Origin of the sequence: Streptomyces sp. NPDC127084 (genome assembly GCF_042724175.1) — a bacterium.
Lineage (GTDB): Bacteria > Actinomycetota > Actinomycetes > Streptomycetales > Streptomycetaceae > Streptomyces.
In genome coordinates this window covers 1-21,433 of sequence record NZ_JBHXFA010000082.1, presented here as the reverse complement: position 1 = coordinate 21,433, position 21,433 = coordinate 1, and the positions used below count along the sequence as shown (strand labels likewise).

The following is a 21,433-nucleotide window of genomic DNA, read 5'->3' as shown; positions in this document are numbered from 1 at the left end:
CCCGCGGGGGTGTGGGCCCCCCCGCCCCCCCCCGGCCCCCCCCCGGGGGGGGCGCCCCCGCCGGACCGCCGCCTGCTGGAGGAGCCCGGCCGCGCCTGGCAGCCCCCGGCCGGCTACGTGACAGACCCGGAAATCGGCAACGAGCCCGGGGAAGTGTGCCTGGACCTCGAGCGCTCCCTGGCCGTCTACTGCCAGCACCCCGCCTGGCGCGCCGACCGCGAGCAGCAGCCGGCGGCCGGACGGTGAGCGGCTGGGACGAGGCGCCCCTCCGGGCCGGTCCCGGCCGACGGCGGGGCTGGGCAACCTACCGCCTGGGTTCGATCGTCGTAGGGTCATGACTTCTGCGAGGAACGAACCTCCACCGGTGTGGCAACCGGAGTGCGGCCACGGCACCGCTCAGGGGCTGCCGGCCAGCTGCCGCGGAATCCGCGTTCCGGGCTACACAGCCTGCCTGGCTCACCTCGACGTGGCTGACCGTGACGCCTACCTGGCCAGCCTGGCTCCAGGGGCTGACATCGACCACCGCGGCACCCCGTTCACCGAAGAGCTCCTCACCCGATTACTCGACACCCTGCGCGACCCCACCACCGGCCATCCCCGTCTCGGGCAGGTGCAGTTCGATGGTGCTTCCTTCACCGGGCCTGCCCGATTCGATGAGACCACTTTCACCCGCAGTGCTTCGTTCCTCGGCGCCACCTTCACCCGGACTGCTTCGTTCGAGCGAGTCACCTTCACCAGCCTCGTCGCCTTCGGTCAGGCAACGTTCGACGGTCCTGCCTGGTTTGACGGGGCGACCTTCAGCGCCGCTGCGGCCTTCGGCGGGGCAAGCTTCCGGCGCAACGCCCACTTCCGTGTGGCTACTTTCGCCGGCCCTGTTCAATTTCCTTACGCGACCTTCTCGCGCGACGTGGCGTTCACTGCGTCCCGTTTCGAGACCACTCCGTGGCTGGGCCCGCTGGAATGCGGTGGCACGGTGATCCTGAATCACGCCACATTCCTGGCGCCGGTGACGATGATGATCGCCGCACGGGAGCTGTCCCTGCGGCGGACACGCTTGGCGCCATCCACGGCGCTCCGGCTGCGCTACGCAAAGATGGACCTGGCCGGGGCGGTCCTCGAAGGCCCGATCACCGCGGCAGCCGAACCCACCCGATTTCCCGACCTGAGCGAAGTCCACTTGTCCCACAGGCTGAGGACGGGTGGCCCAGGTGCCGGCGTCCGGGTGACGAGCCTGAGCGGGGTGGACGCCGCCCACCTGACTCTGACGGACATGGACCTGTCCGAATGCCGCTTCATCGGCGCTGTACACCTGGATCAGCTCCGTATGGACGGCCGTACCGTCTTCGCCCGCCCACCGGCCGGGTGGCGCCGCCAAGGACCCATACCCCTGCGGTGGTCAAGACGACGCACTCTGGCAGAAGAACACCACTGGCGCGCCGACACCGCGACACACCTCTTTGACATGGAGCCTCCCGCCCACGGGTGGCAAACCGGCCCCAGAGCCCCTGACGCCTCGCGCTCGTACGGCCCGGAGACACTCGCCGCGCTCTACCGGCAGTTACGCAAGGCCCTGGAAGACGGGAAGAACGAACCCGGAGCCGCAGACTTCTACTACGGCGAGTGCGAGATGCGTCGCCACGATCTCACCGGCAGTTCCTGGGCAGAGCGTGCCCTCCTGACCGCCTACTGGGCGGTCTCCGGGTATGGGCTGCGCGCCTCCCGTGCTCTGGCCGCTCTGGCCGCCGCGGCGACCGTCACCGTGGCGGTCATGATGCTCTGGGGCTTGCCTGATCAGGCCCCGAAGCCGCAAATCACGGGTCGCCAGGTCGCCGCAGGACAACCGCTCACTCTGATCACCGACGCCCCCAAGCCGGTCAACCCCGCAGGTCCATGGGCTGATCGCGTCACCACCGAGCGGTTCGAGAAGTCGCTCAGGATCACGATCAACTCAGTGATCTTCCGTTCATCCGGCCAGGACCTGACTACGGTCGGTACGTACACGGAGATGTCCTCCCGCTTTGTCGAACCTGTCCTGCTCGGACTCGCGGTCCTGGCGGTTCGCGGCCGAGTCAAGCGCTGACCACCACCAGGCAACGACTTCACGGGCACCAAGGCCATCCCCGGTGCCGCCAACTCGGCGGGCTCGCCCGGGTGCACGGCGATGTCCATGGCATGCGGCACGCAGAACCGCGCGCGATCCGCCGCGCCTCCACGGAAGCCTTTCGGTGCCCGGCAGTGCCCTCGCCGAGGAGCGGGGCACTGCCGCGTCTCCATACGCGGCGCTTATCTCCCAGGAAGCTCCGGCCTTCAGACGGGGGAGGAATGGGTCCTTGAGTCGGAGCCGCGCAGCGGCGGAGTTCTCTGCGCATCTGTTCTGACCCGCACTCTCTTCCGTTGTCAGTAGGGGGCGTTAGCTTCAGATCATGACGAGGACACCGATGGCCGCCGAGGGGTCCGGGCATGCCCGGTACACCTTCCGGCTGCGGGTGTCCCGCGGTGCGCTTGCCCGGCTGGATGCCGAGTGGGCGCGGTGTCGGTGGGTGTGGAACGCGACAGTGCGTGGCCGTGTCGCGCCGGGTAAGCGTCCGCAACAAGGCCATCGGCGGGAAGGTGACCTGTGGCCCGGCGCAGCTCGATCGGATGCTGACCGAGGCTCGTCAGTCGATGACGTGGCTGCGGGAAGGCAGCTCGGTGCCGCAGCAGCAGATCATCCGGGACTTTGCGAAGTCCCGTGCCAAGGCGCTGGCGGACATCAAGGCGAAGCTGCCGATGGGGCAGCGGGCCGGGCTGCCCCGGATCAAGCGCAAGCGTGAGGCTGCTCCGTCGCTGAACTACACCACCCGTGGTTTCCGGCTCAAGGACGGCCGCCTGCACTTGGCGGGCGGGATCGTGCTGAGCGTGGTGTGGTCGCGGGATCTGCCGTCCGCACCCACCAGTGTGCGGGTGTACCGGGACAGCCTTGGCCACTGGTACGCCTCGTTCGTGGTGGCATCGCTTACCGAGGCGCTGCCGTCGACGGGCCGGGTGATCGGCGTGGACTGGGGGGTGAGGGAGACCGCGACGACCACATCCGACGCCCACGATCTGCCCCATGCGGAGCACGGGAAGACTGCCGCCGCAAGGCTGGCTCGGTACCAGCGGATGATGGCCCGCCGCGGCACTCCGAGGAACCGGCCCGACACCGCCGGGTACCGCAAGTCCCGCAAGGCTGCGGCGAAGATGCACAAGAAGATCGCCCGGCAACGGCAGGACGCCGGCCGCAAATGGGCCAAGCACGTCGTCCGCGACTTCGACGTGATAGCCGTGGAAGACTTCCGGCCGAAGTTCCTCGCGAAGACCACCATGGCCCGCAAGGCCGCCGACGCCGCGATCAGCGCGACCAAGACAGCGCTGATCGACATGGCCCGCAAGCACGGCCGCACCGTCCACCTGGTCCACCCCGCGCACACCACCATGGACTGCGCAAAGTGCGGAGCGAGAGTCAAGCACGCACTACCTCTTTCCGAAAGGACGTATACGTGCACCGCGTGCGGAGCTGTCTCGCCCAGGGACAAGAACTCCGCCCGCGTGATGCTCGTCCGGGCTGGTCTCAACCCGGCTAGTGCTGATCTTGTAAGCCCTGCCACCTGCTAGGCGTCAGGCGAAGTGAGCTAGGAATCCCCCTCGTTCACGAGGGGGAGGAGTCAACCGACGGTGGGCATGTCGTACGGCACGTCATATCCGCGGGTTCCAGGGCGGGACAAAGCGCGGCGGCGCCGGATCGACTGTCCCTCAGGTGGCCTCTGACCTCGTAAAACGCTGAGAGAAGTGCGGTACCGACACCCCGAATGTGATGCATGAGTGGTATAGTTGTCCTGTCGGTTGATGGTGGCAGCCGACCAACACCGAAACCCGCACTCCGGACAAAGGGGACAGCTATGCCCGCGACAGCAACAGCCACCGAAACCTTCGCGCTCTGGGTGTCGCCCACCGGCACCTTCCGCCTGCTCCACTGGGGCACCGTCACCACCCCGCAGCATGCGCTGTGCTGCGACACCACCCAGCCGCTGAGCCTCACCGGCGAGCTGACCATGTGGACAGACCAGGACGCCAACGAGCTGCGCCGCCCGCACAATCCGCACGCCTCGGCACTGCTGCTGGCCTACCAGTCGCACCCCGGCCTGCACTTCGGCGACGTCGTGTTCACCGGTGCCATGGACTCCAGGACCGACATCGTCCACGGACTCGACCAGGACCAGGCCCTGACGCTGCTCGACCTCTACCTGCTGCGCACGGGCACCCACGTACCGAGCACGCGACGCCACTGACGCCAGGTCGCCCCAGGCCCCGGACGTGAATTCCGGGCCCCGGCCCTCTGGACAACCGAAAAAGGAAAATCCTCGCTCCCTCGCTTCGCCTGCCGCTCCCCGCGGCCCACGGCGCTGCACGCCATGGGGCGACGACACGGCCCGCACAGTGCCCCGCCCCCGGAGCCCAAAACCCGCTCCGACCACGGGGAATATGGCCGCGAACTGATCCAGAACCCTTGAAATGGATACTCGAAGAATGCATAATTGAACTATGCGGATCGGTGGTGGCAATCGATCCGCAGCCGAAAGCACGCGCTCCCGAACCGAGGAGAACCATGCCGAACGAGAACGCCCCCCGTCACCTCTCCGCCGTCCCCGCCCAGGCACCGGCCGTAGAGCCGGAAATGCCCTACACCGAGGCCGAGATGGAAGACGCCATGGGTTACCTCCTGGCTCGCATGGCGCCGCTGATGCAGCGCACTGGCTGGAAGATCGAAGAGATCATCGAATCCGACATCTTCGGCTTGCTCGCCCTGGCCTACGTCGCGGCCCTGCGTACCAATCCGCCGCTCCCCGAGATCGGCCCGGCCAGGGAACTCGATGCGCTCGCGTTCTCCTATTACGTCCGCATGCTCGCCGGCGCCCCCAAGGGCTTCGACGACGTCACCGACCGACTCGTCCTCGACAGCATCCAGTGGTGTACCCCGGCGCTCGACACGACCGCCCAGACCCGCGCCCTGCGGCTCGTCCAGGACTGACCAAATCCGGGGCGCAGTCGATCCACTGCGCCCCGGCCCCAGTGGTGGGGGAGTGGCACCCCCGAGAGCACCCACTCATATGCGAGGCAGACTCATGACCTACAGCCTTCCCCCGATGCCCTCCATCCCGGAGCGCGCCGCCGCCCTGCTGATGGGCCTCTTCGGCGCCGTCGACGACGGGTGCCACACCCTGACCGTCTCGGTCGCCGGCCGCGCAAGGGGGACCGTGGCCGTTCTGCCGTTCCGCAACGTCGGTGAGTTCACCGACGTTGACACGGAAGTCGCCCTCGATGTCATTGCTTTGCTGTCGCTGACGTCCGGCCGCATCGGCGGCGCAGTCCTGCGCACCAACCACGCCGACGACGCCTCCCGCGTCCTTGGCTGGCGATTGAGTGACTGCACCGCCCATCCGCTCAACCGAGCCGAGATCTTCAGTGCCTACTGCACGGACGCCGCCACCGGCGAGCCGATCCCGCCAGAGCCGGGCGCCGAGTATGCCGACGCCCCGCCCGTAGAGGCCTGAGGTTGGCCACCGGGGCGTAGCCCGACCGGCTGCGCCCCGTCCGGATGGCCGCTCGAAGTTTCCGCCGGTGAAGGGTGGTTCATAGACGCGAATGATTGGTGTGGGGTATAGTTGTCTTGTTGGTTGGCGGTGGCAGTCGGCCAACACCGAGAACACACCTCTGCGAGAGAAGGAGTCACCCATGACCCGCACGCCCGACACCCTGCTCATCACCCCCGAGGCGGACATCGTCCCGGTCAACCTGCCCGCCGACTCCGACTCCCGACTGACCGTCATGCGCGCTGTGATCCGCTGCGAGCGGGTGGACGTTGTAGGGCTCACGAGCCAGCTCGACATGTGGCTGGACGACGAAGGGCTCTACAACCACCCGGTCAACAAGCTCGCGACGGTACTGGCGGTCCGCTTCGGCTTCACCTACCAGAACTACCACGGGCCCGTCCTGCTGACCGGCGGCGCGGACGCCGAGGGCGACACGCTGCCGCTAAGCAAGGAGCAGTTCCTGACGCTGCTGGCCAGCCTCGAAGAAGAGCTCTAAGCCCCACCCCGGGGCGCAGCCGAGCCGCTGCGCCCCGGCCCTTGTGGCGGGGGAAGTGGCACCCCCGCCGCCGCCGAAACGCACACCCCTTTCCGGGAGGAACCGGCATGTCCGACACTTTGCTGCGCACCCTCGACCTGATCGAGCCCGGTGACCTGGTCGTGTATCACGGCAGCATCACTAAGCACCACGGCTTGTACCTGGCCCGGCCCTGCGACTGCTTCCACTGCGTCCGCGCCGACTACTTGGGCAGCGATGACGTGCGCTACCGGCTGACCGACCCGTACGGCACTGACCCGCACGCACTCACGCTGCGCTGCGTGCGCCGCCAGTCCGTGACCCGGTCGGCCGGGAACGCCTGACCCAAACGAGATCGGTCGGGGCGGCGATCCTGGCTGCTCCGGCCTTTTGGTGGTGGGGGAGCGGCTGGTTCGGTCGCCGTCTTGTTGCTCTGTGGCTGTGGAGCGTATGTGTGTGGGGGGGTGGCTCAGCGGTTGAGGTCGAAGATGCGGATGCTGTGCTCGTCGTAGAGATCGGGGGTGACGGTGGCGACGAGCGCGTCGGTGTCCCAGAGAGGGAGAGTCCTGGCCGCATGTACTGCCGCGGCTGCTCCCAGTGGCGTGCCGGCTCGGTGGAGTTGTGCGATGGCGAGGGTGGCGGGGTAGTCGAGGTCGATGGTGTGGAGAACTTCGAGTTGTCCGATGTGCTCGGCGATGCCCGGGTTCTCGAGGTCGGCCTGGAGCACGGACAGGACGGGTACCCACAGGCGCATCTCGGGTTCGAGGTTGGCGCGGTGGATGAGGGCGGAGACCTGCCGGTTGCCGGACAGGGCGAGCAGAGTGGCTGTGTCCAGGACGAGGTGGTGCAGGATCACGCGGCATCGTCCTGTGCCGGTCGGGCGAACGCCTCGCGCAGGCGGCGGCCCATTGCGGCACTCTCCTCGTCCGTGACCTCCGTGGCGAAATGCTCCGCCAGATAGGCGCGGGTGGCTTCGGCGCGCTCGCGCCGCTCTTCCTCTGTCAGGCTCGACTCCGCGAACTCCTTGACCAGGGAACCGATGGAGGTGCCGCGGGACTCGGCAAGAACAGCAAGGCGGTCCCGCACGTCGGCGGAGACTCGGATCATCGCATCAGCCATGGACGGCAGTATACATCGGCGTATACGCAGGGGGTGTGGCGTTGCGGGGTCCGGCCGGACGCCCCGAGCCGAGGTCTTCTACGCCTGCTGGATGACCTCCATGGCGGCTCGCTGGTGAGGCAGGGGCCGCTGGCCGGGCCGAGCGGGACTGCCAGCAGAAGGAGAGCGAGGCTGCTGGTCAACGGCCGGAGAGGTGGGGAGCGTGGCGGGGCGCACTCCCCGGTGTCGTGAGTACCGCTGTGTGCGATCGGCAGCGGCATGCGGCGACCGCCTGACGGGGGTGGGCTGGGACCCGTCTGCCCGCCCAGGCACGTGAGCAGGTGAGGAGAATGGTGGTGATGCCGGGGAAGTGGGGGCGATGCCCGGTTCAACTGCTGCTCGTGCTGCTGTAGCCGCGGTCCTGCCTGGGGCAGCCCCATTTTTCGGTGTCGAGGACGAGCGCCTTGGCCGGCGTGGGCGCTCACCTCCGGGCTACTTGGCGGGGACGCTCCACTCGGCGGACTCAGGCTGACTATCCGGGGAGTAGACGACCTTGTGTGGCCTCTGGTTGCCGGGCACTGGGAAGACGATCTTTCCTCTGATGCAGTCGCCCTTCTTCACCTGGGCCTCGATGGGGTATTCAGGCTTGGGGAAGTCGCCGTAGGTCACTCCGGATGGCTCGACGCGGGCGCCGTCGGTGTAGGCCAGCACCCATGGGAAGCGGGAGGCGCTGATGCCGTCCGTCTTGGCGCAGACTTTCAGCTCCAGCGCGGCCCATACGTAGCCGTCGGTGTTGAACTCCTCATCTGCGGAGGTGGAGTGCTTCGCGACGTCCTGTTCGTAGCCGAGGACTGAGACGGTGGCGATGTAGGGCGTGCCTTCGTCGTCGTGGCTGGTGTTCGTGTAGCTCTTCCCGAATGTGCGGAGTGCCGTTGGGCTGAGCTCAGCCGCCGTGGACTTCGTAGTGGCCGGCTTCGGGCTGGTTGGGCTGGCACTGGCCGGCGGCTTCGCGTCAGGCTGGCTTCTGCCCCCACAGGCGGCGAGTGTGCCCAGGAGCGCGGCTGCGCAGGCTGCGGTGATGGTGCGTCGCATGGTCCCCCCAAGGACGGTGCGTGATCAGGGGGACATCATGGTGGATGTCAGGAGATCACCATGCGCTGGTGGCCGTTCCGTGACACAGATGCATCGACCCAGGAACCGGCGCCTCCGCCACATCGCGGATACCGGCGACGGCCCGAGCATCCGCCAGATCGGCAAGAGCGTGGGACTTTCGTCGACCTCGTCGGTCGCCTACCAGCTCGGCCGGCTGGAGGAGAAGGGTCTACTCTCCCGCAGCGGCAACCGCTGGCGCGACTGCCGCATCGGCTGACCAAGCCGCAGCATGTTCGACCCTGATCTCCCCCCAGACCAGGAGTGTCTCAAGACCACACGGAAGCAGCTCGTGCCGTCACGGGCGAGCCCGGATCATGCCCTGGCATGCGGGTGCCATAGGCTCACACCACTTACCGTGCCGCGACCCGGGGGGATCACAAGGGCGTCGGCCGGCTCGAACCAAGTGGGGATTCATGCGTTCAGCATCCATAGGCGCCGTTGTCACCAGCACCCTCGCACTTTCCGGCTCTGTTCTCACCGCGCCGTCCGCGTACGCGGCGGAGACCGGCGTGGTGATCAAGTCGGTGTCCGTGAACGGCGGCAAGGCCATCGTCTTCGGTACCTCCCGCACGGAGTCGTTCACCATCTCGGTAACCGCATCCGACGACTCGGGAATCAGCCGCAAGGACGCGTACTTCCACATCGAGCGCGAGAAGGGGGACGACTTCTGGACCTACCACGGCGTCCCGACCTGCACCGCCTCCAGCGCCACGACGTCCACCTGCAAGCTCACGATCAAGCTCGACAAGGACATCGACCTGCCCCGCAACACGCTCGCGGGGAACTGGAACGTATACGTCCAGCTGTCGTCCAAGGACGGCGACTACTACGGGGACGACTACATGACCCACCCCGTGCAGCGACGTTCCACGCTCAGCGTCAACGCCGCGCCCGAGCCGGTCGCCAAGGGCAAGAAGATCACGGTCACGGGCAAGCTGGCCCGTGCCAACTGGGACAGGTACATCTACGCGGGCTACACCAATCAGCCCGTGCAGCTCCAGTTCCGCCCGAAGAACAGCGACACCTACACCACGGTCAAGACCGTCATGACTAACGCGACGGGCAATCTGAGCACCACCGTCACCGCCGCCGCCGACGGCTACTGGCGCTGGAATTTCGCCGGAACCTCCACCACCCCCGCGGTCAAGGCCACAGGTGACTTCGTCGACGTGCGCTAAGTAAGGGACCCGGCCACGCCCGGCCCGGAGCGGCCCGCCTTCGCGGCATACGCTCCGGGCTGCCCGTCCGGGATGAGACGGCCCCCGGGTGTCGCGTCGGCGCAGTCGTCCGCCCGGTTCCCCGGGCCCGGTCACGCCCTGCCGTAGCCGACGGCGCGAGGAAAGACCATCAACGAAGGCGTGAAGGCCTGCGGGTTCTGCAGGCCGGATTCGGAGCTCGGGATCCTCGACTGACGAACCCCGGTCAGCGGTCGCGTTCGTCCGACGCGGCAGGCTTGCGGTGGCGTCCCCTTCCTTTCCCCAGTGCGGGCCGGTCCCATTCGACGGGGCGTTCCTCGGGCGGCTGCGGCGGAAACAGGATCGCCTTCGCCGCCGCCAGGTCGGCGGCGACGCCCACCGTCACCCAGCCTGTGCCATCGAACTCCTGAATCGCCCTGGGCGCGCCCGGGGCGACATGAGCAGCACGGTGTGGCCCCTCGGTCAGCGGCACAGCCCGTAGCCGGCCCCGGGCCTGCTCTCGCCGCTCATCGCGCTTACGGGCCCACTCGGCCAACGGTTCCTCGTCGTCCATCGCGCCAGGATGGCGCAGCCGTGGTCTTGCACGCCGGCTGCACCCGCGACGTTCAGCGCCGCACCGTCCGCACCGCCCTAGGCCTCGACGACACCACACCCGCCCCGCCCGCCCGCGAGTGGGCCGCCCTCGGCCGCGCTGACAGGGCTTCTTGCCTTCCGGCATGTGAGGTCGTCGCTGTTGAGCCGTTCGGTTTGCCCTCGCCAGTGCCTCACGGGGACGTGCTTGGCGGCGAACTCGCTTGCATGAGTGGCCCGTTCACCGTGCCCGGTGCGCCTGGAGGCCCACCGTCGCTTCCGCCTGGTCATGGACTGGGAGCACTTCCACGAGAATCGCATCCAGGTCAGCCGCGGGTGACTGAGGCCGCGCACGGCACCGTGGCGAGCCAGCCACACGCGCCTGATCGTGCTCCGCCAACAACGCCTCGGGCAAGTCGTCCGTCGCGGCCGGCCTGCGCGAGAAGTTCGGCCGCAACCTCGCCATCGTCGCCCAGGACAACCTGCGCCGGATTGTGCTGCGTGAACGCGACCGGCCCGGCGGCGCCAACGTCGGCCTGATCGACCTCACAGCCCGCTACGCCCTCGACAACGGCTTTCACGTCGTCCTGGAGGGGCATCCTGTACGCCAACCGCTACGGCTCGATGCTCCAGGACCTGATGCGTGCCCACCAGGGCGTCACACGGTGCTACTACCTCCACGTGCCCTTCGAGGAGACGGTGCTCCGGCACGCGACGAAACCAGACGCCGCATATCTTGCGCACGTCAACGAGGGCCACTCACGCGACTGGTACCGCGACAAGGACTTGCTCCCAGGCGGCCTGGAGACCGTCATCGACGCGGCCAGTAGCCTGGACGACACGGTCCAACAGATCCTCTCCGAGAGCGGCCTGGACGGCATTCCCCCGATCGACCGCTGAGGGGCGTCACCGCCGGTACGGTCAGTTTCACGGCACGCAAGACGGCACACACCACCGGGACCCAGGGGGGCCAATGAGCGTGGAGAACGGACCGCAGAGCATCCCGTGGGGCGGCGAGTGGCGACGCCACCTCCGCTCCGGCGCCGAGATGGACCTCGTGCGCTCGTGGATGCGCCGTGTCGAGTGCCCGACCTGCAAGGCAGCCGCAGGGCGGGCCTGCCGCACCGCGGGCGGCCGCCCGACCAACGAACACCGTGCACGCCGTGACGCCGTCGGCCCCATCCCGTACGCGAAGTGGCGAAAGGAGGGCCTCATCCCGGAGCAGCGGACGTACACGATCCCGGCCGTGCTCAAGGAGTCGGAGAAGGCCCGCGCCGACTTCAACGTGGACACCGCCCTGGCCGACGGGGTGGCGGTCGTCCGCATGTTCCTCGCCGACCGGCTCGGGCTGTTCCTCCAGGGCGAGGAGGCCATGGACCGCATCGACGACGCCGTGCGCAAACTGATCGAGGTCCGCGGCCCGGTAGGGACTGCCGACGTGGTCACTGTCCTCGCCAGCCAAGTCGCCTCGCTGCTGGCTGCGAACGCCGGCCCCGACGGCGACCCGGAGGCCCTGTTCGACACGATGATCCGCGCGCAGATCGGCATGGTCCGCAGGATGAACGCGATCGAGAAGGAACGAACCGACGGCTGACCGGCCGGTCAACACTGATGCAGTGCCACCCACCAACCCCCTGCCGATCGAAGGGATCTGCTGTGCCCGACCGACCTGAAATCGTCTGCATCTGCGGCTCTACCCGGTTCGTGGACGAGATGCATGCGGCGAACCGTGATCTGACCTTCGCCGGGGTCATCGTTGTCGCGCCAGGCGAAGCGGACGGGCCGGTCACCGACGAGCAGAAGACCGTGCTGGACGCCCTCCACCTGCGCAAGATCGACCTGGCAGACCGGGTTCTGGTCGTCAACCCTGGCGGGTACATCGGCGAGTCCACGAGTAGGGAAATCGACTACGCCCACGCCACCGGCAAGCCGATCTCGTTCACCGATCCCACCCCCGCCGGCACCTAAAGGGTGTTGCAGAAGGTCGGACTTCGGCAGGCCGAAGTGGTGTCTGGCCTGGTGTTTCACCGTGTCATGGCAAGGTTGTGCATCGTGGAGACGGCCTGGACGGCGTGGTGGAGGCCGTCTCCCTTTTGACGGCAGTCGCGGAGGATCTTCCAGTTCTTCATCCGGGCGAAGGTGTGCTCGACGCGGGCACGAACGCGTCGGTGTTCGGCGTTGTCCTCCTCCTGACCGCGCAGGAGGGGTCGACCGGCTCTCTTGCGGTGCGGCACGACCAGCCCGGTGCCGAGGTAGGCGCCGTCCGCGATCACCGTCGTCCCAGCGGCCGCAGCCGGCAAGCCCGACTCCCGCCAAGCGTGGGCATCGGCCTTGTTGCCTGGCACCGGCCGGGCCGAGGCAATCACCAGGCGGCTGTCCGCGTCGATGATGACCTGCACGTTCGCCGAGAACCGGTAGTTCCTCGACGAGGCGCCGACCTTTCGGTCGCGGACTGGGATCAAGGTCCCGTCCACGATCCACAGCCGGTCCTCGCCGACGACCGGCCGCGGGGCAGGCTCCAGGGCCAGCAACGGACGCAGGCGGTGGATGACCCGGCAGACGGTGGCCGGGGAGATCCCGAAGAGCGGGGCGAGCTGCCGCATGGTGAGGTTCGTGCGGTAGTAGACGGCCACCAGCAGGACCCGGTCGGCCAGCGGCAGACACCACGGCCTGCCACCGCCGGGACCGTTCCCGCCCCGTTCCCTCACCACTTTCACCAGCCTCGCGAACCGGTCGATCCGCAAGCCCGTGAACGTCTCCACCCACACCGGCTCAGCCCGCAACACCCCACCCATACAGGGAAAATGCCCGGAACTGAGCCTTCTGCAACACCCTTTAGTTCGCCGGGGGAGCGCCCGAAGATCCCAGGGCCTGCACGCACGTCAGTGCGATGCTTGCGGCTCAGAACCCCGGGCATCGCACCCCAGTGCGTGTAGGGCCTGGAAGCGGTGCCCCTGGCCCCGGACAGCGAAGGACCCCGGGCCGCCTGTGCGCCCCAGGGTCCTGTCGCCGGTCTCACCGCCGCTCACCAGTCGTCAGGTGCGCTGCCCGCCCACGCGATCGGCCGCCCCTCGCTGGTGCGGCCCCAGTGTGGTTCCTCCAACGAGGAGCCCGCGTGTGCCGATATTGCCGAAGCCGACCGCCGCCTCATGACCTACATCGTGGTCTGGCAGCACCAGGCCGTGACAAACTGCGGTGCCTCATTCATGAAAGATCGCGGGTCTGCGCAACCGGCGGTGACAGCTACCGTGCCTCGGCACACGTGTGTTCGGCCCTTCAGGTGGCGGATCAGCGGTGGAGCTGGCGGGCCTGAGCGCTGTACTTGACCGGCGCGGTAGGGGCTGTCGGTGATGGGTTCCCGGATATCCCGGGAGGCCACGAGAGCGGTGAGTAGAACACTCAGTTTCAGCCAGGCAGGCTGTATCCATGCGATCACTCTTTCGCGCGGCCCCTCCGCCAGGCCTGGGCGGTCACAGTCGGGCCCTTTTCCGAGTCACGCAGTGCGTGCCGTTCGTGGTCGTCTTGGTCGCGCTGGGCATCGAGCTTTCACCTGCAAACTTTCTGGTCACCGGCACTTTCCTCACCGCGATGCCGGCGGTGGCCGCGTTGACGATGGGCCCGAAGGGCATTCTCTCCGTAGCGGCTCTCGCCCTGGTCACCGACCTGATGTCCCCCGCCTATGACCAGGCGTACTACAGCAACCTTGTGAGTCTGTTCCTGGTGTCCCTGGCCAGTGTCACGATGAGTAATGCTGTACGTACGCGCAGGCAGAGCGAGCTCGACCAGGTCCGTCGGATCGCCATGGCAGCCCAGGAGGCCATCTTGCGTCCAGTCCCCGCCCGGCTGGGCCCGGTGCGGGCGGCCAGCATGTACCTCGCGGCCGAGACGGGGGCGCAGATTGGCGGTGATCTGTACGAGGCTGTGCAGACCCGGTACGGGGTCCGGCTGATCGTGGGGGACGTCCGGGGCAAGGGACTGCCTGCCGTGCGCGCGGCCGCAGCCGTGCTGAGCGCCTTCCGGGTGACCGCGCAATACGAGGAGGAACTCTCGGAGGTGATGAACCATTGCGCGGCTGCGCTGCGACAGGAGCGCGCAGTGCCGGGTGCGGTCGATCAGGAAACTCTGCTGGAGGGTTTCGTCACCGCGCTCGTAGCCCAGGTGTCCGACACACCCGAGGTCCAGGTGGTCAACCGCGGCCATCCGCCTCCGCTGGTACTGCGCCAGGGCAAGGTTCATGCCCTGATGCCTCCCTCGCCACTGCCGCCCCTCGGCCTGGAAGACCTCTGCCCCGGTCCTCCCGTCAAGGCGGAGAGCTATCCGTTCGCACCCGGCGACCGTCTGCTGCTGCACACCGACGGCGTGATCGAAGCCCGCAACCCTGACAACAACGACTTCTTCGCCCTGCCCGAGGCCATGGAAGCGGTGCACACCTGCACCCCACACGAGTTCCTGGAACAACTACACCGCGGATTGATCCGCCACACCGCCGGCCGCCTGGCGGACGATGCGGCAATGCTCCTCGTTTACCGTCCCAACGAAGAAGCAGGAAACCAGCAGTCGGCGCAGCTGCCGTCTCCTGAGTGACAGACCGCCGTGACCTGCCGGCCACGTCCCGAGCGCGGTGCCTGGCGCCTTCAGGCCCTGGGCCCCGTCAGGGGCCCGGCCCCTGCCGTCCGCGAAGCCCCCGTCAGGGGGCAGCCCCCAGCCGGTCATTGGCCGGCCCGTTCTGAGGGTGTGTCGCTTGGTGGTGGGGGAGGGGACGGGGCGCTGCTCCCGGGGTGGGGTCATCTCTTGCTGTGTGGCGGGGGCTCTGTTGGTGGTCGGGCCGCGCCGGTGGGCCGTGCGGTGGGCGCTCGGGAGGGTGTCAGGCCGCTGCGCGGTCTGGGTGCCGGTAGGGGCTCGCCGGGTTCCCGTTCCGGGTCGTGGAAGTGGCTGCCGAGGGTGTGCCAGGTCAGGCCGGGGTGTTCGGCGCGGAGCGCGGCCAGGGCGATTCGACCCAGCCGAGTCGGCAGTGCGGGCAGGTGGTGTAGTCGACGGAGAAAGCGAATTCGTCGTGGAGGTTCGCGGCGCGTTCCCGCCAGCCTGGCCGCTCGGGGGATGGGGTGTCCTGCCAGGGCGTGGCCAGGGTGACGACGTCCCACATCCGGCGCGTTCGCCCGAGAGGGCCGGCGCTGAGCGCGCGCAGGATCCGCTGCCAGGGCGTGGCGTCCAGAACGCGTCCGACCTCATGGGCTCGTTTCGCCAATGCCATGGCTGCTTCCCGCTCTTCGACGCTTCCCATGCCGACCATCGTGCCCGCTCTGGGGCGTGTATCACCCTGACTGGCAGCACCACCCGCATGCCCGGCGCCGGCTGCGTCGGCCCGGTCGCGGGTACCGGCCGTTGTTCAGGTCGACGGGGATTCCGATGGGTTTTTCGGTAGGTCCTGTGAGCGGAGTTTGTGGTTGATAGGGTCGCGGGATGGATATTCCCAGCATGGATGAGATTCGCGGGCTGCATGAGAAGTACGCGCCGTCCGCGGAGGCGTTCAACTTGGTATTCACGCACTGCGAGATTGTGTGGGGTGTTGCGGAGCGGCTGATTTCCGCGTCGGGTCTCGATGTTGATGTGGATTTGGTTCGTGCTGGGTGTTTGCTGCATGACATTGGCGTCTATCGCCTTTACGACGCCCACGGGCGGCTGGACCAGGCGAACTATGTGCGGCACGGTCTGCTCGGGCATGAGCTCCTTGAGGCGGAGGGTTTTGCTGAGCCGTTGCGCCGGTTCTGCTCCTGCCACACAGGGGTCGGTCTGACCAAGGCCGATGTGGAGGCGCAGGGGCTGCCGTTGCCGCCGGCGGACTACGTGGCGGTGACGGTGGAGGAGCGGCTGGTGATGTATGCGGACAAGTTCCACAGCAAGGCCACGCCGCCGAAGTTCGTCACCGCCGACTCCTACGCCGCGTATGTCGGCCGTTTCGGTGAGGACAAGACCGCGGCTTTCGAGGGCATGGTCGCCTTGTTCGGCGTGCCCGATCTCGCGGAGCTCGTGGCGGTGCACGGGCACGGGGTTTTCTAGCGGCGGAGCATCACTGCTGCTGTGGGTAGTGCGGTGGCTGGCACGGCGCCGAGAGCGGTGGCGGCTTCTCCGTGGCCGGTCAGGGCCAGGGCGGTGATGGCGGCCATGGCCGCTACGCCTGCAAGGAGGAACGCCCAGCCGGGACGGCTCGACTGTGGGTGCTCTCGGGTACGGTCTGGTTCGGAGGCTGACGCGTCCAGTGGTGCCATGTGGCCTCTTCTCTGTAGGTAGCGGAGCGGGTGGACCTCACGGCAGACACGGGGAGATCGCCGCACGGCAGCCGGCCAGAGCAGGCCGTGCGGGGGTCTCCCCCAGTCGCTGGCGGGCCCAGGCCGCACTCTAAGCCTCCGCACCGACAACGAGGCTTCCGGCATTTCGCCCGAACTTCCGCTGTTTCTCCGGTCTTTCGCGTCCTGCCGCCACCAGCGCAGCGGTACTGAACACGTGCCCGTGGGCGCACCCGTCGATGGCGCGTCCGCGCCTGACCAGCCATCTCGGCATGTTCCGCTTCTGGACGTGCGTGCTCATGCAGTGGATGTCCTCGTCGACCAGCGACTGCTTCTCCTTGCCGGGAATGGCGAGGTCGGCGAGCTTGTACTTGCCCTCGAAGCCCACGACCGACATCGAGTTGCTGATGAAGAAGCGGGTGCTGAAGACGTGCCCCTTGGCACACCCGTCGATGGCGCGCCTGCGTCTGACCAGCCATGTCGACGCGGTTGCTTCCGGACGTAGACGGCTATGACGACCTCGGAGATGTCGAAGGGGGGTGGGTGGACGTGTCGCGCATCGTCGTCTGCCTGTCCCCCCTTGGTGTACCGGAGAAGTCGGCGTGTGTGAGGAGGATGGCGAGCTTGGGCTTGTGCCTCTTGCCGTCGAAGTCCACGGCCGGCATCGAGTCGCTGATGAAGAAGATGAACCCCGTCGATGTCGAGGACGACGTGCTTCTCCTTGTTGAGGAAGACGTGCATCAGGTTCTTCTCCTTGTAGAACATGTCCGCGATGAACTCCTTGGGCGGCTGCATGACCGATCCGAACTCGAACTTCGGCGGATCTTTGTGCCGCCTTGGATCTGTGTGGCGGGCTCGGGGTTGTGCGTCTTGGCGATGTCCTTCGGGTCCACATGCGGGGCCGGCGCCGTGGCCATGGCGCCGTATGCCGGTGTGGCGGCACGCTTGCCGGTTGGTGGTTTGGTCATCGGCGTGGTCCTTGGCGGTAGCGGAGGAAGGCGGCCGTCAGCTCGGGGAGCGCTTTGAGGACGGCGACGGTGTCGGTCCGGTGGGCGCGGCAGATGGCCACGATGCAGACGATCGCGGCGCACACGATCCCCATGGCGATGAGCAGGGGCAGTACGAGCAGTACGGGGTCGAAGTTCACGGGTGGTCCTCTCGGTATCGGAAAAGGGGTCACGCGGTCCGGACGGGGGCGCGGTGGTTCGGGCGGCACGTTGGCGGAGGCATGGGTTAGCGGCGCAACCCCTCCCCGGTCTCTTCAGGGGGCTGGGTATGTCCGGGACAGGATCGCGGGGAGAGAAGTTCGCGTTGCGGGGCGGCATGGTGACGGAGGCGGGGGCTAGGTCCGCAACCCCTCCGATTCGGGCGGCTCCCGCTCTCTTGAATGGCGGGCCCGCTCATGCATAGAGACCTGTTGGTCTGGCTGTTCTCGCACAGTGAGGCCTAGGGGAGTTGGCCTGGCCTGCCGCATGGTGATTCCCTCGGGCGGCAGCGAGCCGGTCGTGATTTGGGCCCGAGCGAAGCCCACGGCAGGTCCGTGGAACGTCGTCTACGGGCTGGAGGTATCCAGCCTGGTGCGCCCCGGCCGCGCAGCAGCTCGAAATTGTGTGAGTGCCAGGACGGGCCCCGAATGGGGTCTTCTCCCTTTTCTCCTCGACGGAGGGGGCCGGGCGCTGGGCGCGCTGTCCGGTCGGCTGTTGCCTCGAGCTGCTCAGTGTCTGCCGCTCGTCCCGCTGCCGGAGTCGTCGCCGTACCCGGTCGCTCCTGGTCCTGCCCCTGGTCGCCCGGTTGCCCTGGACACGGGGGCTCACCGGCCCGCTTATGTCTTCCGGATGGCCGCGGCGCGCTCCGTGTGCCGGGTTCCGAGCTGTTTGAGCTTGCGGCGAGCCCGTTCGTCGAACGCCTCCGCCTCGGCGGCGCCGGCGAACCGCGGGCCCCGGAAGGGGCCCGGCCCGCGCCACCAGCGAAGCCCCCGTCAGGGGCTGCCTCCTTGCTGGCCAACGGCCGGCCCCTTGTTCTTCTGTGTGCTCCCGGCCTCTGCTGTGATCACCCGGGCCCCGGCAGGGGCCCGGCCCTGCCGCCCCTGCTGCGCCCGTCAGGGTGCAGCCCCCTTTGCTGGCCATCGGCCGGCCCCGTGTTGCTGCGCCCGTACGGTGTGTTCATGGCGGAGATGAGGCGTGTCACTGTGTTGCTGCCGGCTGAGGTGGTGGTGGGGCTCGAGAGGCTGTCCGGCGATGTGCCCGGGATTGTCGCGGGCATGGTGACGGAGCGCGTCGGGGCGGAGGTTGAGGTGGGCTGTGCCAGGCGGCGTCTGGTGAGGGAGGAGCTGGATCGCTACGGGGAAGAGCACGGGGCGTTCACCGAAGAGGAGTTGGACGCCGCCCGTGCCAGGATCCGGCAGGTGCTCGGGGGCGATTTCCGTGGCGCCGGACCGGCCGACCGCTGACACCCGTGCTATGGCGTTGCTGAGCGACGCGGGGGGCGCGGCTTCGGTGTTGTCATCCTGAGTGTGCTTCTGTGGTTGCTGGCTGCCGTTTGGCGCTCTTATCGAGGCATGCTGCGCGCTGCGGTGGTGTGGCCGGGGCGTGGTGTCGTGGGGCGCAGCGCTTGTTTTCTCCCCGGGGGCGGGGCGCTGCGTGGTGGTCGTCGCCTGGTGGGGCGGCCCGCTTCGCTCCCCGCCCCACCTTGCTGCGTGCCGGGCGCTTCGCTGCGCTGCGGCCCGGTCCGAGCGCTGCGCGCTCTCACGCACTGCGGAGGCTGGCAGTCGGGCACGGGGACGCTGCGCGTCCTGTGCCCTCGCTGCGCGCTGCCTGCCTCCTTGCCCTTGGGCGCTTTGCGCCTGCGGGGCTTGGGCGACTTCCACCGCGCAGTGCCCCGCCCCCGCGCCGCGCCCCTACCTCCTGCGCCGTGCCCTTGCCCCGGGAGCGGCTGGAGCCGTTCCCGGGGCGGGGTGTGGGTGGGGGGTGCCCCGGGTGGGGGGCACCCGGTTGGGGGTTAGTTGAGGGTGATGAGGCTGCCGACGGGGCGGCCTGCGTCGGGTGTCCAGCGGAAGCCGTGTTCGCCGTTGCGGGGCCAGCGGAGGTAGTGGCGGTTGCCGTAGGTGGTGTGGTGGCCGTGGGTATCGCGGATGCAGATCTTGGCGGTCTGGCCGCCGTCGAGGAAGCAGCCCCAGGTCACGTTGGCTTCGGCGGAGACTGCGGCGGATGCTTCGTCGGGGGTGACGCCGGTGAAGGTGCGTGATCCGGGGCGGCCGTCGAACAGGCGCAGGTGGGTGTGCCCGTCGGTGGTCTGGAAGAGCACGAGGCGTGTGAGACGGCGGCTTGCGAAGGCGACGTTGTCGCCCAGGGAGTGGTCGTGGTTGATCGGGTGTGCCTCCAGTCCGAGCAGGCCGAGCGAGGGCCCGACGGACACGGCAGCGTCGGGAAGCTGCTCCTCGTGCAGCGGTCCGATGGATCCGATCCGCAGGACGTTGGTTCCGCGTCCCGCTATCAGGCTGGTGGGGCAGCGCAGGACCAGGTGGGCGGAGAAGATGTCGAGGTTGCCGCTGGGTGCCACTGCCGTCGAGACGAATGTGCCGTCCGCTGCTGTGCGGAAGGCGACGTCTGCCCAGCCTGCCGACGGGGGCAGAACGGGTGTAGTGCGGGACTGCTCGTTCAGTACGCGGGCCTTACCGGTGACCGGGTGCGCGAGTCCGTTGATGACCGCGTTGCCGTTGCCGTAGGCGTAGCAGTCCGCGACGCGCCCGGTCCGGGAGCCTTCCCAGACCAGTTCCCTGCCGTTGAGCATCAGCCGCCCGTGTGCGGGGATGTGAGTGAGTGTGAGCTGTCCGTTCTGGCAGATCAGTGCCTCGCGGTCGGTCACCGGCAGGCTCCGGAGCCTGCCGTCGGCCACGGCGAAGTTCAGGCTCGCCGGAGAAGGCGAAGCGGAAGCTTCGTCGGCGAGGAAGAAGAACGCTCCGCTCGCCGCGACGGCCGCACGGCGGGTGCTGGCGAAGTCCAGCACCGGAACCGGCCGGGACGGCACATGCACCGCAGCCGTGTTCTTCACCGTCGCCCAGCTGATGTCGTAGACGTTCGTGAACGCCCCGCCTCCGAGCATGAGCGGAAACACCGTCAGCCGGATACCTCCGGCCACCTCCCGCACGACTTCCTCTGCCACCCGGTCAACCTCCCGCGCCATGAACGCAGATGCCTCATCCTGCGATGAAAAGATGCGCATACGGATCCCTCCGTCTGGGTGTGAGTTTTCGGTGTTGGGCGACTGCCACCGCCGACCAACAAGACAACTATATCCTATACGAATGACAAGCGGTGGGGATTTGCGAAGGGACAGAATGAGGCCCGTCAGCCACTCCCGGCCGAACTGAACGCGTACCACCTTGAACTGACAGCCTGAAACCCCGGACTATCAGCCCCGCAAGGGGCTCTCTCACCTTTCCAAAGCGCCCGGAACTGCATTCCTGGAAGGGTTGGAATTTCCTCTAATTACATGTGATTAACTGTCAGATTCAGGCATCCATAATGGATCGTTGGATGTCGGGACTGGGAATTATTCGACCGCCCGCTACGCCCCATCGGTGTGAATTCCGATCTCGGGATATTCGGCCGCAAGGCCGCCCGTGAATTCCACAAGCTTCCCGCCCGTATCGTGGAATTCTCGCGCACCAGAATAAAGAAAAGCGCTGCGCCCGGCAGGGCGCCCCGCCACCCTCGCGCACCATGCCGGGACACCCCGCCCCCGGTCCCCTCGTACCGCCGTACCGGTACCGTCACCCCACCCCGCCCCCCTCGGCCCCGACAGGGGCCCTCACACGCTGCCCGACACCCCGTCAACCCACCTAGCAGAGAGGGGATATGGGGCCAGAGCCCAGACTCTAGCCACGCCCTCACTACGAAACACCCCCCCCCCCCCCCCCCCCCCCCGGGGGCCCCCCCCCCCCCCCCCCCGGGGGGCGCGGCCGCGCCCGCCCCCCCGCCCCCAACCCCAACAAACTCAGCTCGGGCTGGG

General features: G+C 68.1%; 22 protein-coding genes and 4 pseudogenes. 17 read left to right on the top strand and 9 right to left on the bottom strand.

Going from position 1 to position 21,433, the window contains the following annotated elements; genetic code table 11:
• The 8 genes and pseudogenes from ACFWI9_RS19875 to ACFWI9_RS19840 form a co-directional block, all read left to right on the top strand.
• Positions 1–246: pseudogene (locus ACFWI9_RS19875) on the top strand (hypothetical protein); the annotation flags it as partial.
• 88 nt (positions 247–334) lie between these two features.
• Complete coding sequence (locus tag ACFWI9_RS19870) at positions 335–2,080, top strand: pentapeptide repeat-containing protein (protein ID WP_387163718.1); 1,746 nt, start codon at positions 335–337, stop codon at positions 2,078–2,080.
• A 358-nt stretch (positions 2,081–2,438) separates the two neighbouring features.
• Positions 2,439–3,633: pseudogene (locus ACFWI9_RS19865) on the top strand (RNA-guided endonuclease InsQ/TnpB family protein).
• A gap of 284 nt (positions 3,634–3,917) precedes the next feature.
• Entirely contained in the window at positions 3,918–4,307 is a 390-nt protein-coding gene (locus ACFWI9_RS19860; protein WP_387163717.1) for a DUF3846 domain-containing protein, read from the top strand.
• Positions 4,308–4,624: 317 nt separating this feature from the next.
• Positions 4,625–5,047, top strand: coding sequence for a hypothetical protein (locus tag ACFWI9_RS19855; protein ID WP_387163715.1), 423 nt, complete (start codon positions 4,625–4,627; stop codon positions 5,045–5,047).
• Between the two features lie 115 nt (positions 5,048–5,162).
• Complete coding sequence (locus tag ACFWI9_RS19850; protein WP_387163713.1) at positions 5,163–5,570, top strand: hypothetical protein; 408 nt, start codon at positions 5,163–5,165, stop codon at positions 5,568–5,570.
• A 181-nt stretch (positions 5,571–5,751) separates the two neighbouring features.
• Positions 5,752–6,105 (top strand): DUF3846 domain-containing protein, encoded by a 354-nt coding sequence (locus ACFWI9_RS19845; protein WP_387163711.1) that lies wholly within the window; start codon positions 5,752–5,754, stop codon positions 6,103–6,105.
• Positions 6,106–6,212: 107 nt separating this feature from the next.
• Positions 6,213–6,467, top strand: coding sequence for a hypothetical protein (locus ACFWI9_RS19840; RefSeq protein ID WP_387163709.1), 255 nt, complete (start codon positions 6,213–6,215; stop codon positions 6,465–6,467).
• A gap of 125 nt (positions 6,468–6,592) precedes the next feature.
• Here the strand turns inward: ACFWI9_RS19840 and ACFWI9_RS19835 are convergent, their stop codons facing one another.
• From ACFWI9_RS19835 to ACFWI9_RS19825, 3 genes are all read right to left on the bottom strand, one after another.
• A complete protein-coding gene (locus tag ACFWI9_RS19835) occupies positions 6,593–6,979 on the bottom strand; it encodes a hypothetical protein (RefSeq protein WP_387163708.1) in 387 nt (128 codons plus the stop codon).
• Positions 6,976–7,242 (bottom strand): hypothetical protein, encoded by a 267-nt coding sequence (locus tag ACFWI9_RS19830; protein ID WP_387163707.1) that lies wholly within the window; start codon positions 7,240–7,242, stop codon positions 6,976–6,978. The genes ACFWI9_RS19835 and ACFWI9_RS19830 overlap by 4 nt, the downstream gene beginning before the upstream one ends.
• A 471-nt stretch (positions 7,243–7,713) precedes the next feature.
• On the bottom strand, positions 7,714–8,313 hold the full coding sequence (locus ACFWI9_RS19825; protein ID WP_387163705.1) for a hypothetical protein: 600 nt from the start codon (positions 8,311–8,313) through the stop codon (positions 7,714–7,716).
• Positions 8,314–8,401: 88 nt separating this feature from the next.
• Here ACFWI9_RS19825 and ACFWI9_RS19820 point away from each other — a divergent pair.
• Positions 8,402–8,572 (top strand): annotated as a pseudogene (locus tag ACFWI9_RS19820) (winged helix DNA-binding protein); the annotation flags it as partial.
• Between the two features lie 214 nt (positions 8,573–8,786).
• Positions 8,787–9,551 carry a hypothetical protein gene (locus ACFWI9_RS19815; RefSeq protein ID WP_387163703.1) on the top strand — a complete coding sequence of 255 codons (765 nt, stop codon included), beginning with the start codon at positions 8,787–8,789 and terminating at the stop codon, positions 9,549–9,551.
• 244 nt (positions 9,552–9,795) lie between these two features.
• Here the strand turns inward: ACFWI9_RS19815 and ACFWI9_RS19810 are convergent, their stop codons facing one another.
• Positions 9,796–10,122 (bottom strand): DUF6087 family protein, encoded by a 327-nt coding sequence (locus ACFWI9_RS19810; protein ID WP_387163701.1) that lies wholly within the window; start codon positions 10,120–10,122, stop codon positions 9,796–9,798.
• Positions 10,123–10,371: 249 nt separating this feature from the next.
• On the opposite strand from ACFWI9_RS19810, the gene ACFWI9_RS19805 reads away from it, so the two are divergent.
• The 4 genes and pseudogenes from ACFWI9_RS19805 to ACFWI9_RS19790 all read left to right on the top strand — a co-directional run bounded on the left by ACFWI9_RS19805 (position 10,372) and on the right by ACFWI9_RS19790 (position 12,107).
• Positions 10,372–10,479: a DUF6042 family protein gene (locus ACFWI9_RS19805; RefSeq protein ID WP_387163699.1), complete on the top strand. Its 108-nt coding sequence runs from the start codon at positions 10,372–10,374 to the stop codon at positions 10,477–10,479.
• Positions 10,480–11,039: pseudogene (locus tag ACFWI9_RS19800) on the top strand (kinase).
• Between the two features lie 73 nt (positions 11,040–11,112).
• Entirely contained in the window at positions 11,113–11,733 is a 621-nt protein-coding gene (locus ACFWI9_RS19795) for a hypothetical protein (protein WP_387163697.1), read from the top strand.
• Between the two features lie 62 nt (positions 11,734–11,795).
• Complete coding sequence (locus ACFWI9_RS19790; protein WP_387163695.1) at positions 11,796–12,107, top strand: hypothetical protein; 312 nt, start codon at positions 11,796–11,798, stop codon at positions 12,105–12,107.
• Between the two features lie 56 nt (positions 12,108–12,163).
• On the opposite strand, the gene ACFWI9_RS19785 is transcribed toward ACFWI9_RS19790, so the two are convergent.
• Positions 12,164–12,934, bottom strand: coding sequence for a transposase (locus ACFWI9_RS19785; RefSeq protein WP_387163694.1), 771 nt, complete (start codon positions 12,932–12,934; stop codon positions 12,164–12,166).
• Between the two features lie 709 nt (positions 12,935–13,643).
• Here ACFWI9_RS19785 and ACFWI9_RS19780 point away from each other — a divergent pair.
• A complete protein-coding gene (locus ACFWI9_RS19780) occupies positions 13,644–14,723 on the top strand; it encodes a PP2C family protein-serine/threonine phosphatase (protein ID WP_387163692.1) in 1,080 nt (359 codons plus the stop codon).
• Positions 14,724–15,090: 367 nt separating this feature from the next.
• Here the strand turns inward: ACFWI9_RS19780 and ACFWI9_RS19775 are convergent, their stop codons facing one another.
• A complete protein-coding gene (locus ACFWI9_RS19775; RefSeq protein WP_387163690.1) occupies positions 15,091–15,420 on the bottom strand; it encodes a hypothetical protein in 330 nt (109 codons plus the stop codon).
• Positions 15,421–15,599: 179 nt separating this feature from the next.
• On the opposite strand from ACFWI9_RS19775, the gene ACFWI9_RS19770 reads away from it, so the two are divergent.
• The gene (locus tag ACFWI9_RS19770; protein ID WP_387163688.1) at positions 15,600–16,196 is read left to right on the top strand and encodes an HD domain-containing protein; all 597 of its coding nucleotides are present in this window, start codon (positions 15,600–15,602) and stop codon (positions 16,194–16,196) included.
• Between the two features lie 339 nt (positions 16,197–16,535).
• Here ACFWI9_RS19770 and ACFWI9_RS19765 read toward each other — a convergent pair whose 3' ends face one another.
• Together ACFWI9_RS19765 and ACFWI9_RS19760 are read right to left on the bottom strand one after the other, a co-directional pair.
• The gene (locus ACFWI9_RS19765) at positions 16,536–16,820 is read right to left on the bottom strand and encodes a hypothetical protein (protein WP_387163686.1); all 285 of its coding nucleotides are present in this window, start codon (positions 16,818–16,820) and stop codon (positions 16,536–16,538) included.
• Positions 16,821–17,387: 567 nt separating this feature from the next.
• Entirely contained in the window at positions 17,388–17,570 is a 183-nt protein-coding gene (locus ACFWI9_RS19760) for a hypothetical protein (protein ID WP_387163685.1), read from the bottom strand.
• A gap of 1,017 nt (positions 17,571–18,587) precedes the next feature.
• Between ACFWI9_RS19760 and ACFWI9_RS19755 the strand changes: the two genes are divergently transcribed.
• A complete protein-coding gene (locus ACFWI9_RS19755; protein ID WP_387163683.1) occupies positions 18,588–18,872 on the top strand; it encodes a hypothetical protein in 285 nt (94 codons plus the stop codon).
• A gap of 548 nt (positions 18,873–19,420) precedes the next feature.
• Here the strand turns inward: ACFWI9_RS19755 and ACFWI9_RS19750 are convergent.
• Positions 19,421–20,584 (bottom strand): hypothetical protein, encoded by a 1,164-nt coding sequence (locus ACFWI9_RS19750; protein ID WP_387163680.1) that lies wholly within the window; start codon positions 20,582–20,584, stop codon positions 19,421–19,423.
• Between the last annotated feature and the right edge of the window lie 849 nt (positions 20,585–21,433).